General features: G+C 64.2%; 13 protein-coding genes and 1 pseudogene. 12 read left to right on the plus strand and 2 right to left on the minus strand.

Going from position 1 to position 17,392, the window contains the following annotated elements; genetic code table 11:
• Positions 1-89: 89 nt before the first annotated feature.
• Entirely contained in the window at positions 90-347 is a 258-nt protein-coding gene (locus BEN49_RS00645) for a KGG domain-containing protein (RefSeq protein ID WP_070739304.1), read from the minus strand.
• A 264-nt stretch (positions 348-611) separates the two neighbouring features.
• Here BEN49_RS00645 and egtB point away from each other — a divergent pair, with 264 nt between their 5' ends.
• The 8 genes and pseudogenes from egtB to BEN49_RS00685 all read left to right on the plus strand — a co-directional run bounded on the left by egtB (position 612) and on the right by BEN49_RS00685 (position 13,019).
• Entirely contained in the window at positions 612-1,928 is a 1,317-nt protein-coding gene (gene egtB, locus BEN49_RS00650) for an ergothioneine biosynthesis protein EgtB (protein ID WP_193415740.1), read from the plus strand.
• 164 nt (positions 1,929-2,092) lie between these two features.
• A complete protein-coding gene (gene egtD, locus BEN49_RS00655; RefSeq protein WP_070739307.1) occupies positions 2,093-3,067 on the plus strand; it encodes an L-histidine N(alpha)-methyltransferase in 975 nt (324 codons plus the stop codon).
• Between the two features lie 313 nt (positions 3,068-3,380).
• Positions 3,381-5,033, plus strand: a complete 1,653-nt coding sequence (locus BEN49_RS00660; protein ID WP_070739310.1) for a TldD/PmbA family protein — start codon at positions 3,381-3,383, stop codon at positions 5,031-5,033.
• 75 nt (positions 5,034-5,108) lie between these two features.
• Complete coding sequence (locus BEN49_RS00665) at positions 5,109-6,422, plus strand: TldD/PmbA family protein (RefSeq protein WP_070739313.1); 1,314 nt, start codon at positions 5,109-5,111, stop codon at positions 6,420-6,422.
• A 167-nt stretch (positions 6,423-6,589) separates the two neighbouring features.
• Positions 6,590-8,242, plus strand: coding sequence for a TldD/PmbA family protein (locus BEN49_RS00670; RefSeq protein ID WP_070739316.1), 1,653 nt, complete (start codon positions 6,590-6,592; stop codon positions 8,240-8,242).
• A 138-nt stretch (positions 8,243-8,380) separates the two neighbouring features.
• A complete protein-coding gene (locus BEN49_RS00675) occupies positions 8,381-9,715 on the plus strand; it encodes a TldD/PmbA family protein (RefSeq protein WP_070739336.1) in 1,335 nt (444 codons plus the stop codon).
• Between the two features lie 211 nt (positions 9,716-9,926).
• On the plus strand, positions 9,927-11,579 hold the full coding sequence (locus BEN49_RS00680; RefSeq protein ID WP_070739319.1) for a TldD/PmbA family protein: 1,653 nt from the start codon (positions 9,927-9,929) through the stop codon (positions 11,577-11,579).
• Between the two features lie 115 nt (positions 11,580-11,694).
• Positions 11,695-13,019: pseudogene (locus BEN49_RS00685) on the plus strand (TldD/PmbA family protein).
• Between the two features lie 142 nt (positions 13,020-13,161).
• Here BEN49_RS00685 and BEN49_RS00690 read toward each other — a convergent pair.
• Positions 13,162-13,788, minus strand: coding sequence for a porin family protein (locus tag BEN49_RS00690; protein WP_070739323.1), 627 nt, complete (start codon positions 13,786-13,788; stop codon positions 13,162-13,164).
• 265 nt (positions 13,789-14,053) lie between these two features.
• Between BEN49_RS00690 and BEN49_RS00695 the strand changes: the two genes are divergently transcribed.
• From BEN49_RS00695 to BEN49_RS00710, 4 genes are all read left to right on the plus strand, one after another.
• Positions 14,054-14,674 (plus strand): DUF4159 domain-containing protein, encoded by a 621-nt coding sequence (locus BEN49_RS00695; protein ID WP_068234298.1) that lies wholly within the window; start codon positions 14,054-14,056, stop codon positions 14,672-14,674.
• Between the two features lie 332 nt (positions 14,675-15,006).
• Positions 15,007-15,984, plus strand: coding sequence for an AAA family ATPase (locus tag BEN49_RS00700; protein ID WP_070739326.1), 978 nt, complete (start codon positions 15,007-15,009; stop codon positions 15,982-15,984).
• Positions 15,985-16,204: 220 nt separating this feature from the next.
• Entirely contained in the window at positions 16,205-17,074 is an 870-nt protein-coding gene (locus BEN49_RS00705; RefSeq protein ID WP_070739329.1) for a DUF58 domain-containing protein, read from the plus strand.
• 106 nt (positions 17,075-17,180) lie between these two features.
• A partial coding sequence (locus tag BEN49_RS00710; RefSeq protein WP_141765598.1) for a BatA domain-containing protein occupies positions 17,181-17,392 on the plus strand: 212 nt, incomplete at its 3' end.

Raw genomic sequence — 17,392 nt, forward strand, 5'->3', positions numbered from 1 at the left:
AGCATGGCGCAAAGATGCGGGGGCCGCCGCCGCCAGCGCGCCAACGCGCACCGGGCGCGCGGCCCCCGCAGGTATCAATGCTGGCCTCCTTAAGCGGCGGCCTTGTAATCGGTCGGGCCGTTTTTGGCGGGGCGGCGGCTCACGAGGCCGCCTTTGCGGCCAGCATCGCGGGCTTCTTCGGCCGTGAAGCGGTGGCCACGGCCGCTAGCGTGCGAGGCTTTGCCGCCTTCGCTGGCGATGCGGCGCTGGGTTTCGGGGCTCATGGCGGCAAAGCCACGGCGGCTCTTGGTGCCGGTGCGGTTGGCCGGGCGCGGGGTGTTGTTTTCGGGCATGTTAGCTGCTTTCATGGCTGGTAGAATTAAAGGAAAGGATAGAGCTATTGCAAGGCAGCTGAGTTAGCTGGCTAGGAAGACAGAGTATCGTATTGCACTGTGACATAGTTGCAAATCGCCCCGGAATGAGCTTAAAATACCACCTTGTACGGAGGAGCTCTACGTATTTATTCCAGAACCCTACGGGAAATGCGCGAGGGGCGCCGGCGCGGGCTGTGCAACCAAGCACGCGGCTCGGCGGTTGAAGGGCCTAACTCCCTTTTTTGCTTCCCCAACCGTATGAGTTTGCCGCTGACTGCCCCCGCGCCCGCCCCTGCCCCTGTTGCTGCCCCGGCCGGGGCCCTGGCCGACCGCTACCGCGCCGTGCGCGACCAGTCGGAGGCCCTGTGCCGGCCGCTGCTGCCCGAAGACACCGTGGTGCAGCCCAACCTCGACGTGAGCCCGCCCAAGTGGCACCTGGCCCACACCACCTGGTTTTGGGAAACCATGCTGCTGGGGCCCTACGCCCCGGGCTACGAGGTGTTCCACGCCGAGTTTGCCTACCTGTTCAACTCCTACTACAACTCGCTGGGCTCGCGCGTGAACCGGGCCGAGCGCGGCACCCTCACGCGCCCGGCCCTGGCCGAGGTGCTGGCCTACCGCGCCCACGTGGACGCCCACTTACTGGCGCTGCTGGCCAACGAAGCCGCCCTGCCGCCCGCCGCCCGGGAGCTGGTCGAGATTGGCCTCCAGCACGAGCAGCAGCACCAAGAGTTGCTGGCCACCGACATCAAGTTCATCCTCAGCACCAGCCCCCTCAACCCCGCCTACACGCCCGGCCCCGCCCCCGCCGACGCGGGGGCCCTGGCGCCGCCCGCGGCCTGGCTGCCGGTGCCGGGCGGCGTGTTTCCGGTCGGGTTTCAGGGCGAAGGCTTTTGCTTCGACAACGAGCTGCCGGTGCACGCGGCACTGGTGCCCGACTTCGAGCTGCAAAACCGCTTGGTGACCAACGCCGAGTACCTGGAGTTTGTGGAGGCCGGCGGCTACCGCGACTTCCGCCACTGGCTGGGCGAGGGCTGGGACCTGGCCCAGGCCGCGGGCTGGCAGGCCCCGCTGTACTGGGTGAGAAGTGCTGATGGCCAATGGCTGCGCTTCACGCACCACGGCCTGCGGCCGCTGGAGCTGGCCGCGCCCGTCACGCACGTCAGCTTTTACGAGGCCGATGCCTACGCCCAGTGGGCGGGGGCCCGCCTGCCCACCGAGCAGGAGTGGGAAGTGGCCGCCCGCCGCTTCGGGGCCACGCCGGCCGACGGCGGCACCTGGCTCGAAAGCCCCCGCCTCGACCCCGCGCCCGTGCCCGCCGGCGCCGACCCCACCGCCTGCCACCAGCTGCTGGGCGAGTGCTGGCAGTGGACGTACTCGGCCTACCACGCCTACCCGGGCTACCGCCGCTCGGCGGGGCCCCTGGGCGAGTACAACGGCAAGTTTATGGTGAACCAGCTGGTGCTGCGCGGGGCCTCGTGCGCCACACCGCGCAGCCACGGCCGCCTCAGCTACCGCAACTTTTTCCACGCCGATAAGCGCTGGCAGTTCACCGGCATCCGGCTGGCGCGGTAGCTTTTGGGGCTGGGGGCGGGTGCTTGGTGCTTGATACCGAGCGCTTAGACCTAATGCGGCGGAAAGCCGTAGATGAACGTCGGGCACCAGGCACCGCACACCAGGCACTGAAACCCAAGCACCAAGCATTCGCCCCCAAGCACCCAATACGCACGCACCAACGCATGACCTCTTCCGCCACCGCCCCGCTCCTAGCCACGTCCGACCTCGCTGCCCACGTGGCCGAGGGCCTACGCCGGGCCCCCAAAACGCTCTCGTCGATGTACTTCTACGACGACGCGGGCAGTGAGCTGTTCCAGCAGATAATGGGCCTGCCCGAGTATTACCCCACCCGGGCCGAGTACGGGATTTTTGCCACCCACGGCCCGGCCATCGCCGCTGCCCTGGACCCCGCCGACGCGCCGGGCCCCCTGGCGCTGGTGGAGCTGGGCGCTGGCGACGGCCTGAAAACCAAGCTGCTGCTGCGCGAATTGCTGGCCACGTCCGACGACTTTAGCTACGTGCCGGTGGACATTTCGGCCGGGGCCCTGGCGGGGCTGGCGGCCAGCCTGGCCGCCGAGCTGCCGGGGCTGCGCACCACGCCCGTGGCCACCGACTACGCCACGGCCCTGGCCCAGCTGGCGGCGCGGCCGGGCCGCAAGGCAGTGCTGTTCCTGGGCTCGAACATCGGCAACTTTGCGCCCACCGAGCGAGCGGCTTTCCTGGCGCAGCTGGCGGCCCCGCTGGCCGCGGCCGACCGCCTGCTCATCGGCTTCGACCTGCAGAAGGACCCGCGCCGCATCCGGGCGGCCTACGATGACGCGCAGGGCGTGACGGCGGCCTTCAACCTGAACCTGCTCACGCGCCTCAACCGCGAGCTGGCCGCTGACTTCGACCTCGCCGCCTGGCAGCACTACACCGACTACGACCCGCTGACCGGCGCCGTGCGCTCGTACCTGGTGAGCACCCGCGCCCAGACCGTGCGCCTGGGGGCCCTGGACCAGGCCGTGCCGTTTGCGGCCTGGGAGGTCATCCACACCGAAAACTCCTACAAGTTCACCCACCCGCAAATTGCCGCCATGGCCGCCGCCGCCGGCCTGCGCGTGGTGGCCACCTTCGACGACGGCGACTTTGCCGACGTGGTGCTGGCCCGGGCCTAGGGCCCCGAACCGTAGCGCTGTAGCGCGAACTTTAGCTGCGCTGACCCTCAGTTGTAGTTCGCGGCACTCGCTTCGTCCTGCCGATTACCGCTGAACGGCTACCGGGCTGCCCTGTAGATTCGCAGCGTCCACGTTCCACTCAAAAATCCCCGACCTGCCCAGGCCGGGGATTTTTTTGGGCCCGGGCCCGCTGCCGTGCAACCCTGCCACCCAGGGCCCCTCTTTTTAGGGGTCCTCAGCAAAAAAGCGCGCAATAAAATCGCATTTGCGTCCTACTTTGCGGCGGCAGCCTCATTCATTTCTGCTTCATTCTGTGAAAAGACGCGACTTTGTGGGCCTCACCGGCCTGGCCACTGGGGCCCTGTTCTTGCCTAATTTCCCTTCCCTTGGCGGCACGCCCGTCGACCCCGCCCGCCTACTGGAACCGGGCCTGGACGTGGCCCAGAAAAAGCGCCTGGCCGACGCCGGCCTCAACGCCGCCAAAGCCGCCGGCGCTACCTACGCCGACGTGCGCATCGGCCGCTACCTCAACCAAAGCGTGTTCACGCGCGAAAAGCAGGTGCAGAACCTGGCCAGCGGCGAGAGCTTCGGGGCCGGCGTGCGCGTGCTGGCCAGCGGCACCTGGGGCTTTGCCGCCACCAACAACGTGAGCGAAGCGGGCCTGGCCAAAGCAGCCCAGCTGGCCGTGCAAATGGCCAAGGCCAACAGCAAAGTGCAAAAGGAGCAGGTGCGCCTGGCCCCGCAAAAAGGCTACGGCGAAGTGAGCTGGAAAACGCCCATCCAGCAAAACGCTTTCGAGGTGCCCATCAAGCAAAAGGTGGAACTGCTGCTGGCGGCCAACGCTGCCGCCTTAGACAACGGCGCGTCGTTTGTGAACTCGTCGCTGTTCCAAATCAATGAGCAGAAGTATTTTGCCAGCACCGACGGCTCGTACATCGACCAGGACGTGCACCGCATCTGGCCCACGTTCTCCGTCACGGCCATCGACAAGGCCACCGGCAAGTTCCGCTCGCGCGACGCGCTGAGCGCCCCGATGGGCCTGGGCTACGAGTACCTCACGCCCAAGGCGGCGGACCAGGTTGCCGGGGCCGCCGGCACGGGCCTGATCGGCTACCGCAACAGCTACGACATCCTCGCCGACGCGGCTTTGGCGGCCAAACAAGTAAAGCAGAAGCTGACCGCCAAGAGCGTAGTGCCCGGCAAGTACGACCTCGTGCTCGAACCCAACCACCTGGGCCTCACCATCCACGAGAGCGTGGGCCACCCGCTCGAACTCGACCGCGTGCTGGGCTACGAGGCCAACTACGCCGGCACCAGTTTCGCTACTTTGGAGTGGAAAGCCAAGGGCCTGCCCTACGGCTCAAAGCAGGTCAACATCGTGGCCGACAAGCTGCAACCCGGCTCGCTGGGCGCGGTGGGCTACGACGACGAGGGCGTGAAAACCAAGCGCTGGGACCTCATCAAAGAAGGCCGGCTGGTGGATTACGAGAAAATCCGCGACCAGGCCCACATCGTCGGACAAACCGAATCGGACGGCTGCTGCTACGCCGATTCCTGGGATTCGGTGCAGTTCCAGCGCATGCCCAACGTGAGCTTGCAGCCCGGCAAGGCCAAACTGAGCGTGGATGAGCTCATCAAGAACGTGGACAAGGGCATCTACATCGCCGGGCGCGGCTCCTATTCTATTGACCAGCAGCGCTACAACTTCCAGTTTGGCGGGCAGGTGTTTTACGCCATCGAGAAGGGCAAAATCACCGAAATGCTGGAGGACGTGGCTTACCAGGCCAACACCCAGGAATTCTGGAACTCCTGCGCCGCCGTGTGCGACGAATCCGACTACCGACTGTTCGGCTCCTTTTTCGACGGCAAGGGCCAGCCGAGCCAGGCTTCAGCCGTGAGCCACGGCTCGGCCACCACGCGCTTTAACGGCGTGAACGTGATTAATACGGCCCGGAAAATCGGCTAATGACCTGCCCAAAAGGAACGCCAGGTGAGCGTGACGTTCTGAGAAAAACCAAAATCAGCAAATCAATTCCAGGCCATGCTCTCCAAAGACGACGCCCAAACAATCCTCAAGAAAGTCCTCAGCTTCAGCACCGCCGACGAGTGTGAGGCCACGCTCAACGGCAGCACGGGCGGCAACGTGCGCTCGGCGCGCAACTCCATTAGCACGGCCGGCGCGGCCGAAAACGTGGCTTTGTCGGTGCAGGCGCGCTTTGGCAAGCGCAGTGGCCTGGCCACTTGCAACGAGTTTGACGAGGCCAGCCTGCGCCGCTGCGTGCAGCGGGCCGAGGAAATTGCCCGCCTCGCGCCCGAAAGCCCCGAGTACGTGCCCCTGCTGGGGCCCCAAACCTACCTCACGTCGCCGGGCTCGTTTACGGCGCGCACGGCCGCCATCACCCCCGACTACCGGGCCGAGCAAATTGGGGCCAGCATGGCGCTCTGCGAACAGAAGAAGCTCAGCTCCGCCGGTTTTTTCAACGACTCAGCCGGCTTCGTGGCCAAGCGCAACTCGAAGGGCCTAGAGGCTTACCAGCAGCGCAGCAGCGTGGATTTCTCCATCACCGTGCGCACGGCCGACGGCACTGGCTCGGGCTACGCCATTGCCAACTACACCGATTTGGCGAAGTTTGACGCCGCCCGCCTCACGCGGGTGGCGGCCGATAAAGCGGCCTCCTCGGTGAACGCCAAGGCCATTGAGCCGGGCAAGTACACCGTGATTCTGGAGCCCGCCGCGGCCATCGATTTGCTTAACAACATGATGAACGCCATGGACGCCCGCAACGCCGACGAAGGCCGCAGCTTCCTCAGCAAGAAAGGCGGCGGCAACAAGAAGGGCGAAAAGGTCTTCGACGAGCGGGTCACCATCTCCTCCGACCCCACGAACCCCGACGTGCCCGACCTGACCTTTGCGGGCGACGGCCGCCCGCAGCAGAAAGTGACGTGGGTGGAAAAAGGCGTGGTGAAAAACCTCTACACCTCGCGCTTCTGGGCCCAGAAATCGGGCGTGCCCGACATCCCGCCGCCCGGTGGCTGGATGATGGCAGGCGGCACCCAAAGCACCGCCGACCTCATCAAAAGCACCGCCAAGGGCATCCTCGTCACGCGCCTCTACTACATCCGAGCCGTGGACCCGCAAACGCTGCTTTACACGGGCCTGACGCGCGACGGCACGTTCTACATCGAGAACGGGGCCATCAAATTTCCGGTCAAGAACTTCCGCTTCAATGAGAGCCCGGTCATCATGCTCAACAACCTGGAGGCGCTGGGCAAGCCGGTCCGGTTGGGCGGCAACCTGGTGCCGCCGCTCAAAATCCGGGACTTCACCTTCACGAGTTTGTCGGATGCGGTGTAGCAACATTGCCAACAAGAAAGGTCGTCATGCTTATCTAGCGTCCGCGCAGCCGAAGCATCTCTACCTCAATACTAATTAATTACTTCCGCAGTAGAGCTGCTTCGGCTGCGCGGACGCTAGATAAGCATGACGTTCTAAAACAACTGAATACTCCTTCCCTGCATACCATGAAAAGACGCGACTTTGTGGGACTGACCGGCCTGGCGGCCGGGGCCCTGTTTCTTCCCAGCTTCCCCAGCCTCGGCGGCGCCCTGGTGGACCCCGCCCGCCTGCTGGAGCCCGGCGCCGACACCGCCCAGAAAAAGCGCCTCGCCGATGCCGGCCTCAACGCCGCCAAGGCCGCCGGCGCGACCTACGCCGACGTGCGCATTGGCCGCTACCTCAACCAAAGCATTTTCACGCGCGAGAAGCAGGTGCAAGGCATTGCCAGCACCGAGAGCTACGGCGTGGGCGTGCGCGTGATTGCCAACGGCACCTGGGGCTTCGCCTCCACCAACACCGTGACCGAGGCGGGCATTGCGAAGGCCGCGCAGCTGGCCGTGCAAATCGCCAAGGCCAACAGCAAAGTGCAGAAGGGAAAGGTGCAGCTGGCCCCGCAGGCCGGCTTCGGCGAGGTGAGCTGGAAGGCCCCCATTAAGCAGAACGCATTTGAGGTGCCCATCAAGGACAAGGTGGATTTGCTGCTGGGCGTGAACGCGAAGGCCCTGGATTTGGGCGTGTCGTTCGTGAATTCGATTTTGTCGCAGGTGAACGAGCAGAAGTACTTTGCCAGCACCGACGGCTCGTACATCGACCAGGACATTCACCGCATTTACCCCTCGTTCGGCGTCACGGCCATCGACCGGGCCAGCGGCAAGTTCCGCTCGCGGCAGGCCCTGAGCTCGCCCGTAGGCATGGGCTACGAGTACCTCACGCCCAAAGCGGCCGACAAAGTGGCCGGCCCCACGGGCTCCGATATTGTGGGCTACAAGTACAGCTACGACATGCTGGAAGACGTGGCCGCCGCCGCCAAGCAGGTGAAGCAGAAGCTGACCGCTAAAAGCGTGGTGCCCGGCAAGTACGACCTCGTGCTCGACCCGCACCACCTGGGCCTGACCATCCACGAATCTGTGGGCCACCCGCTGGAGCTGGACCGCGTGCTGGGCTACGAGGCCAACTTCGCGGGCACCTCGTTCGCCACCTTGGAGTGGAAAGCCAAGGGCCTGCCCTACGGCTCGAAAGTGGTGAACATTGTGGCCGATAAAACGCAGCCGGGCACACTCGGCGCGGTGGGCTACGACGACGAAGGCGTGAAAACCAAGCGCTGGGACCTCATCAAAGAAGGCCGGCTGGTGGATTACGAAAAGATTCGTGACCAGGCGCACATGGTGGGCCAGAAGGAATCGGACGGCTGCTGCTACTCGCAGTCGTGGCAGGACGTGCAGTTCCAGCGCATGCCCAACGTGAGCTTGCAGCCCGGCAAGGCCAAGCTGAGCGTGGACGAGCTGGTAAGCAAGGTGGACAAGGGCATTTACATCGCCGGCAACGGCTCCTTTTCCATCGACCAGCAGCGCTTCAACTTCCAGTTCGGCGGGCAGGTGTTTTACGCCATCGAGAAGGGCAAAATCACCGAAATGCTGGAGGACGTGGCCTACCAGGCCAACACCCAGGAATTCTGGAACAGCTGCGCCGCCACCTGCGACGAGAGCGACTTCCGCTTCTTCGGGGCTTTCAATGACGGCAAAGGGCAGCCCTCGCAGAGTTCGGCGGTGAGCCACGGCTCGGCCACCACGCGCTTTAACGGCGTGAACGTGATTAACACGGCCCGGAAAATTGGGTAACGCTTGAACGGTCGTGCTGGGCTTGTCGCAGCAGCTCTCCCGCTTCGTGGCAGCAATTGGGTTGCGCACGCGGTAGAGCTGCTGCGACAAGCCCAGCACAACGTTCTGATTTTCTTCAACGAATTAGCTTATTATCTCCTGGCCATGCTTTCCAAAGACGACGCCCAAACTATTCTCAAAAAAGTCCTCAGCTTCAGCACCGCCGACGAGTGCGATGCCACGCTTAACGGTGACACGGGCGGCAACGTGCGCTCGGCGCGCAACTCCATCAGCACCGCCGGCGCGAACGATAATATTTCCCTGGCTGTAGAAAGCCGCTTCGGCAAGCGCAGCGGCGTGGCCACCTGCAACGAGTTTGACGAGGCCACCCTGCGCCGCTGCGTACAGCGGGCCGAGGAAATTGCCCGCCTCGCGCCCGAAAGCCCCGAGTACATGCCCCTGCTGGGGCCCCAAACCTACCTCGACGGCGGCCGCGCTTTCGCCGCCGCCACGGCCGCCATCACCCCCGACTACCGGGCCACGCAAATCGGGGCCAGTATGGCGCTCTGCGACCAGAAGAAGCTCAGTTCCGCCGCGTTTTTGAACGACTCGGTGGGCTTCGTGGCCAAGCGCAATTCCAAAGGACTGGAGGCGTACCAGCAGGTTTCCAACGTCACGTTCTCGGTGACGGTGCGCACGCCGGACGGCACCGGCTCGGGCTACGCCTCGGGCGACTACATCGATGCGGCGAAGATGGACGCGGCCCGCTTCACGAAGATTGCCGCCGACAAAGCCGCATCGTCCGTGAAAGCCCGCGCCATTGAGCCCGGCAAATACACCGTGATTCTGGAGCCCAACGCGCTGCTGTCCAACGTGGATACTTCGCTGCTCGGCGCGCTCATGCAGAGCCTCGATGCCCGCAACGCCGACGAAGGCCGCAGCTTTCTCAGCAAAAAGGGCGGCGGCAACCGCAAGGGCGAAAAGCTATTTGATGAGCGCGTCACGATTTATTCCGACCCGCTGAACCCGGACATCAGCGACCTGACGTTCAGCGGCGACGGGCGCCCGCAGCAGCGCACCACCTGGATTGAAAAGGGCGTGGTGAAAAACCTCTACTCCACCCGCTTCTGGGCCCAAAAGGCCGGCATTCCCGACCTGCCCCGCCCCAACGGCTGGGTGATGGCAGGCGGCACCCAAAGCACCGCCGACCTCATCAAAAGCACCGCCAAGGGCATCCTCGTCACGCGCCTGTGGTACATCCGCCCCGTCGATCCGCAAACGCTGCTGTTCACGGGCTTGACGCGCGACGGAACCTTCTACATCGAAAACGGCCAAATCAAGTTTCCGGTGAAAAACTTCCGCTTCAACGAGAGCCCGGTCATCATGCTGAATAACCTGGAGGCCATCGGCAAGCCCGTGCGCCTGGCCGGCAACCTGGTGCCGCCGCTGAAAATCCGCGACTTCACCTTCACCAGCCTGTCGGATGCTGTGTAAAACGACTGTAGCGCGGACTTTGTAGTCCGCGGCGCTGCCCGGTCGCTGTTCGATAATCGGCAGGACGAAGCGAGCGCCGCGGACTACAGAGTCCGCGCTACAGTGGCGCTACATGCCAAACGTCTTGCCTGGGGCCCCGGGCAGGACGTTTTTTTTAGCTTTTTGCGCCCCCTTCACTAAATAGCACTTTTTCTATCTTTTCTTTACCGCCATGAAGAGACGCGACTTTGTGGGCTTGAGCGGCCTTGCCGCCGGGGCCCTGTTTTTGCCCAGCCTGCCCGGCTTCGGCCACGCCCGCGTCGACCCCGCCCGCTTGCTGGAGCCGGGGGCCGACGTGGCCCAGAAAAAACGCCTGGCCGATGCGGCCCTGAACGCCGCCAAGAGCGCCGGCGCCAACTACGCCGACGTGCGCATCGGCCGCTACCTCAACCAGTACGTGTTCACCCGCGAGAAGCAGGTGCAGAACATCGTGAGCACCGAGAGCTACGGTGTGGGCATCCGGGTGCTGGTGGCGGGCTGCTGGGGCTTCGCCTCGACCAGCGTGGTGACCACCGACAGCATTGCCGCCACCGCCCAGCTGGCCGTGGCCATTGCCAAGGCCAACCACCTGGTGCAGAAGGAGCCCGTGCAACTGGCCGCCCAGGCCGGCTACGGTGAAGTGAGCTGGAAAACGCCCATCCAACAGAATGCCTTCGAGGTGCCCATCAAGCAGAAGGTGGACTTGCTGCTGGAAGCCAACGCCAAGGCCCTGGACGCGGGCGCCAGCTACATCGGCACCAGCCTGTTCCAGGTGAACGAGCAGAAGTACTTCGCCAGCACCGACGGCTCGTACATCGACCAGGACGTGCACCGGATTTGGCCCACGTTCTCCGTCACGGCCATCGACAAGGCCTCGGGCAAGTTCCGCTCGCGCGAGGCCCTCAGCTCGCCCATGGGCCTGGGCTACGAGTACCTCACCCCGAGCGCCAGCGAGCAGGTGACGGGCCCCGCCGGCACCGAGCTGGTGGGCTACAAGCAGCGCTACGACCTGCTGGCCGACGCCGCCCTGGCCGGCAAGCAGGCGAAGCAAAAACTCACCATGAAGTCGGTGACGCCCGGTAAGTACGACCTCGTGCTCGACCCCGGCCACCTGGGCCTCACCATCCACGAGAGCGTGGGCCACCCGCTCGAACTCGACCGCGTGTTGGGCTACGAGGCCAACTACGCCGGCACTAGCTTCGCCACGCTGGAGTGGAAAGCCAAGAACCTGCCCTACGGCTCGAAGCAGGTCAACATCGTGGCCGACAAGCTGCAACCCGGCTCCGTGGGGGCCGTGGGCTACGACGACGAAGGCGTAAAAACCGGCCATTGGGACCTCATCAAGGAAGGCAAGCTGGTGAACTACGAGAAGATCCGCGACCAGGCGCACATCGTGGGCCAGAAGGCTTCCGACGGCTGCTGCTACGCCGACTCGTGGAGCTCGGTGCAGTTCCAGCGCATGCCCAACGTGAGCTTGCAACCCGGCACGGCCAAGCTGAGCGTGGACGACATGATTAAGGGCGTAGACAAGGGCATTTACATTGCCGGCGCGGGTTCTTTTTCCATCGATCAGCAGCGGTTTAACTTTCAGTTTGGCGGGCAGATGTTCTACGCCATCGAGAAAGGGAAGATTGCGGGGCCCCTGGAAGACGTGGCCTACCAATCGAACACCCAGGAATTCTGGGGCGCCTGCCACTCGGTGTGCGACCAGTCGGACTACCGCTTGTTCGGCACGTTCTTCGACGGCAAGGGCCAGCCGGCCCAGATTTCGGCCGTGAGCCACGGCTCGGCCACCACCCGCTTCAACGGCGTGAACGTCATCAACACGGCCCGGAAGATTGGGTAATTTTTAATGCGGAAGAGGTGAAGGATGTGGAGAATTAGGGCCCCCAAACGCCCTTTCATTCGGCCACATCATTTGCATATTCTTCTCATTTTCAGATTTTCACATTCAAAAAATCATGCCCATCCTTTCCCAAACCGACGCCCAGGCCTTGCTCAAGCAAGTGCTGGGCTACAGCACGGCCGACGAGTGCGAGGCCTCGCTGAACGGGCGCACGAGCGGCAACATCCGCTACGCCCGCAACGGCGTGAGCACGGCCGGCGCCCAGGACACGATTTCGCTGGCCGTGGAGGCGCGCTTCGGCAAGCGCAGCGGCGTGGCCACCTGCAACGAGTTCGACGAGGCCACGCTGAAGCGCTGCGTGCAGCGGGCCGAGGAAATTGCCCGCCTCGCCCCCGAAAGCCCCGAGTACGTGCCCCTGCTGGGGCCCAAACCTACCTCCAGCCGCCCTCGGCGGCGCCCACGGTGCTCTCGCCCGCCGCCCGCGCCCAGGCCGCGGCCGACAGCATCAACCTGTGCGTGGCCAAAAACCTGACCGCCGCGGGCTTCCTCGACGGCGGTACCAGCTTCCGGGCCCTGCGCAACAACAAGGGGCTCGATGCCTACCAGCAGTCCACCAACACCGACTTTTCGGTGACGGTGCGCACCGCCGACGGCCGCGGCTCGGGCTACGCCATTGCCGACGTGACCGACGCGGTCAAGCTGAACACCAAGGCGTTGACGCAGCGCGCGGCCGACAAAGCCGCCGGCTCGCTCAACGCCAAGGCCATTGAGCCGGGCAAGTACACCGTCATCCTGGAGCCGGCCGCGCTGATGGCCGGCGACGACCTTTCGCTGCTCGGCGGCATGCTCTACGGCATGGGCGCCCGCGAGGCCGACGAGGGGCGCAGCTTCCTCACCAAGAAGGGCGGCGGCAACCGCAAGGGCGAGAAGCTGTTCGATGAGAAGGTCAACATTTACTCCGACCCCATGAACGCGGAGGTGCCCGGCAACGCCTTCGACGGCGACGGCCTGCCCACGCAGCGCATGAGCTGGGTGGAAAAAGGCGTGGTGAAAAACATGCTCTACTCGCGCTACTGGGCCCAAAAGAACAACGTGCCCGCCACGGCATTTCCCAGCGGTTTCATCATGAGCGGCGGCACGCAAAGTACCGCCGAGCTCATCAAGAGCACCACTAAGGGTATCTTAATCACCCGTTTGTGGTACATCCGCGAGGTCGACCCGCAGACGCTGCTCTACACCGGCCTCACGCGCGACGGCACGTTCTACATTGAGAACGGCGCCATCAAATTCCCCATCAAAAACATGCGCTTCAACGAGAGCCCCATCATCATGCTCAACAACCTGGAGGCCATCGGCCGGCCTCAGCGCCTGGCCGGCTGCCTGGTGCCCCCGCTCAAAATCCGCGATTTCACCTTCACCAGCCTGTCGGATGCCGTGTAAACGGCTGTAGCGCGGACTTTGTAGTCCGCAGCTCTCGCTTCGTTCTGCCGATTATCGGGCAGCGACCGGGCAGAGCCGCGGACTACAAAGTCCACGCTACATCGTCCAACCGCGCGGACTCGCAACGTCCACGCTACAAAAATTACTTCCCGAACTGGAGGCCGACATAGGCTTGGAACACGCGGTTTTGCAGCTTGGGGTCGTTGATGCCGGTGAGGTTGCGGGCGTCGTTGATGTCGTTGAGGCCCGCCACGAGGCGGCCGCCCACGGTGAGGCTGCCAAGCTTGAGGCCCACGCCGCCGGCCACGCTGAGGTCGGTTTTCTTGTACTGGTCCTTCACATTTTGGCCGTCGACGTTGGCGTAGGCCGCCGAGCCGTTGGTGCCGCTGATTTCCACCTGGCCGTTGCGGGTCGCGTCCACGAGCAGGCCGAACTGCGGGCCGGCTTCCACGAACACGGGGCCCAGCGTGAGCTTGAGCAGCACCGGCACCGAGAAATAGTGCAGCTTGGTGTCGTAGTCGGTGAAGGCGCCCTTGAGGTTGCCGCCCTGCTGCGAGTACTGGATTTCGGGCTGGATGGACAGGGGCCCCGCGATTTTGCCCTGAAAGATGAGGCCGACGTGGTAGTACGTTTTGTACGACGACGACTCGCCGTCGCGGCCGCGCATTTCGGCCGCGTTGATGCCGGCCTTGACGCCGAACTGGGCCTGGGCCTTGGGAGCAAATGTTACCGCCAGGGCGGCGGCGAGGGGGAAAGCTAGCAGTTTCATAATCGGTTCGAAATAGAATAATGAGGGGGATGGATGACGCGAGAGCAGGCCCCACCGGCGGCCACAAGCGCCAACGCAGCCCGCCCCCGAAAGTTGTGCCGGGGCCCCGGGTGGGCCCGCGCCAGTGGCTGCACCGCCGCCGGCCCGCCCGGGGCCCCGGCGGTAATTTTTCGGGCTGGGGGCCCTAAAATGCCGGGCGGTGGCGCAACCCTGGCATTTTTCTGGTTTCATTTGGGAAGTTTATCCGTTCGCCTTTTTTTCCTGCATGCCGGTTCCCTTCACGTTTGTGCGCCTCAGCTACCACTCCGGCGATTGGGACGCGGTGGACGAGCGCATGCCCGCCAACCTGCTGCACTCGCTGGTGCAGTACACCAAAGTGCCCGTCGAAGCCAAGGAAAAAGTGGTGGCCCTCGACAGCCCCGCGCTGTTCGGCTACCCGTTTTGCTACCTGAGCGGGCACCGGCTGGTGCAGTTTTCGGCAGCCGAAAAGAAGAACTTCACCCAGTACGTGCGCAACGGCGGCTTCGTGTTTGTGGACGATTGCAACCACGACATCGATGGCCTGTTTGCGCGCTCCTTCGAGGAGCAGATGCGCGTGTGCTTTGGGCCCCAGGCCCTGAAGAAAATCCCCAAAACCCACCCCATCTACTCGCAGTTTTTCCAGTTCAAGGACGGGCCCCCAAACACGGGCTTCGAGCTGAACGGCTGGGGCGACGACCTCGTGCACGACTACCTCAAAGGCGTCGAAATCAAGGGCCGCCTGGGCGTGCTGTACTCCAACAAGGACTACGGCTGCGAGTGGGACTACGACTTCCGCAACAAGCGCTTTTTGGCCGAAGACAACACCAAGTTCGGGGTCAACATTCTGCTGTACGCCCTGACCTGATTTGACTATGCCCTTAGACAGTACCAGTCAACTTTGGCGCATAGCTGTACCCTTCGCGGCTATTTAGCTTCCTGTTATAACTGCCTCAAAAGCTTTACAAGCCTACAATAGCAGAGCACCTTTTCGCTTAAGTGGCCTTTTATTCTTAATTGTTTGCCTGCTGCTTTCCCTGTCTATCTACTTTTTTCCTGCTGAGCGCTACATCGCGAATGGTTTGTGGTGGCTTTAGTTTGCTATTTGGCCTTGTGCTTGCTGCCAGGGATAAGTTCCTATAGATTTCCCCCGTTCTTCTTTCTATCCGCGCCTGTTCCTTCGCTTTTGAATCTTTTTACATGACCGAACAAGACGTTAACACGTTGCTGGCCAAACTGCCGGTGCTAAAGGCCGAGATTGGCAAAGTCATCGTGGGGCAGGCGGCGGTGCTCGACGAGGTGCTAGTGGCGCTGCTGGCCGGCGGCCACGCCCTGCTGGAGGGCGTGCCCGGCCTGGCCAAAACCCTGCTGGTGCGCACCCTGGCCGCGGCCACCGATTTGCCGTTTCGCCGCATCCAGTTCACCCCCGATTTGATGCCCACCGACATCCTCGGCACCGAGGTTTTGGAGGAGGACCACGGCACCGGGCACCGCTCGTTCAAGTTCAACCCGGGGCCCATTTTCGCCAGCCTGGTGCTGGCCGACGAAATTAACCGCACCCCGCCCAAAACCCAGGCCGCCCTGCTGGAGGCCATGCAGGAAGGCCACGTGACCTACGCCGGCCAGGAGCACGCGCTGCCCAAGCCGTTCTTCCTGCTGGCCACCCAAAACCCGATTGAGCAGAGCGGCACCTACCCGCTGCCCGAGGCCCAGCTCGACCGCTTCCTGCTGTACGTGCGCATTGGCTACCCCACTGAGCAGGAGGAGATGGCCGTGCTGAGCGGCACCACCGGCACCGCCGGGGCCCAGGTACAGCCCGTGCTGGGGGGCGACGACGTACGGCAGCTCCAGCAGCTGGTGCGCCAGGTGGGCCTCAGCCCCGAGCTGCTCAGCTTCGTGAACCGGCTGGTGCGCGCCACCCGCCCGGCCACGTCGGAGGTGAAGTTCATCCAGGACTACGGCCGCTGGGGCGCGGGGCCCCGGGCGGGCCAGGCACTCATCCTTTGCGCCAAGGCGCGGGCCCTGCTGCAAGGCCGCTTCGCCGCCACGCTGGACGACATCCGGGCCCTGGCCCCGCCCGTGCTGCGCCACCGCGTGCTGCTGAACTTCAACGCCGAAGCCGAGAACCTGACGCCCGACGACGCGGTGGAAGCGCTGCTAAAAGCGGTACAGGTGTGAGGTAGTGCTTGGTAATCGTCTGTCATTGCGAGCGCAACGAAGTGGAGCGCGGCAATCCGTCCTCTCTCAGCGACTCGCCTGATGAAGCGACAAATCTAAAACCACTACTTAGTAAAGAAGGCTTATCGCATTGCCGGGCTGGTCGCTTAAGACCAGGAAATATTGCCGCGCTCCACTTCGTTGCGCTCGCAATGACAGACGATTACCAAGCACCAAAAAGATGCTCAGCCCCGAACTCCTGCACGCCTTGCGCAACCTGCCGCTGGCCGCCAAACAAGCGGCTGAGGGCTTCCTTGCGGGGGCCCACGCCAGCCGGCGGCACGGCGTGGGCATGGAGTTCAGCCAGTACCGGCCCTACCAGCCGGGCGACGACTTACGGCGGCTGGACTGGCGCCTGGCGGCCCGCTCGGACCGGTACTACCTGCGCGAATCGGAGGTGGACACCAGCCTGACCGTGCACCTGCTGCTCGACGCCAGCGCCAGCATGAACCACCGCGACGCCAACGGCCTCACCAAGCTCGACTACGGCCGGCTACTGCTGGGGGCCCTGGCCTACCTGGCCCAGCACCAGGGCGATGCCGTGGGCCTGACCATTCTCAGCCCCAGCGGCTTGCGCCACCTGCCGCCCCGGTCCGATAGCCGCCAGCTGCCCCGCCTCTACCACGCCCTCGAAACGGCCGACGCCACCGGCACTTTTCCCGACGCGGCCACGCTGGCGCCCCTCACCGCCCGCCGCCAACGGGCCCTGACGGTGTGCGTGAGCGACTTGTACGAGGAAGACGGCGAAATCAACCACCTGCTCAAGCGCCTGCGCGCGGTGAGCGGCGACGTGCTGCTGCTGCACTTGGTGGCCGACAACGAACTGAACTTCAACTACCGCGGCGCCGTGACGCTGCGCGACCTCGAAACCGGCCAAACCCTGCAAATCGACGCCGACCAGCAGCGCGCCGCCTACCAGGCGCAGCTGCAAGCCTGGCTGACGGACACGGCCCAGGCCGCCCGCCGCCAGGGCTTCGACTACCACCTGCTGAACACTGCCGCGCCGCTCGACGGGGCCCTGCGCGAGTTTTTGCGAAAGCGCGCCAGTTGAATATTGTCATTCCGAACGAAGAGAGGAATCTGGACTACTTTCCAGTCCAGATTCCTCTCTGTTCGGAATGACAGCTGAACAGCCAAAACTCATAACATAAGAGAATTTGCTCACCCTCACCTCCCCTGCTGCGCTGCTGGCTTTGCTGGGCCTCTTGGTGCCGCTGGCCATCTACCTCTGGAACCGGCGGCCGGGGCCTGAGGTAGCGGTGGGCAGCTTGCGCTGGCTGGCCGCGGGCGCTAACCGCCGCCTGCGCAACCTGAAGCCCGAGCACTGGCGCTGCTGCTGCTGCGCGCCGCCGTGCTGGGAGCCCTGGCG

It is taken from the genome of Hymenobacter coccineus (assembly GCF_001816125.1).
Lineage (GTDB): Bacteria > Bacteroidota > Bacteroidia > Cytophagales > Hymenobacteraceae > Hymenobacter > Hymenobacter coccineus.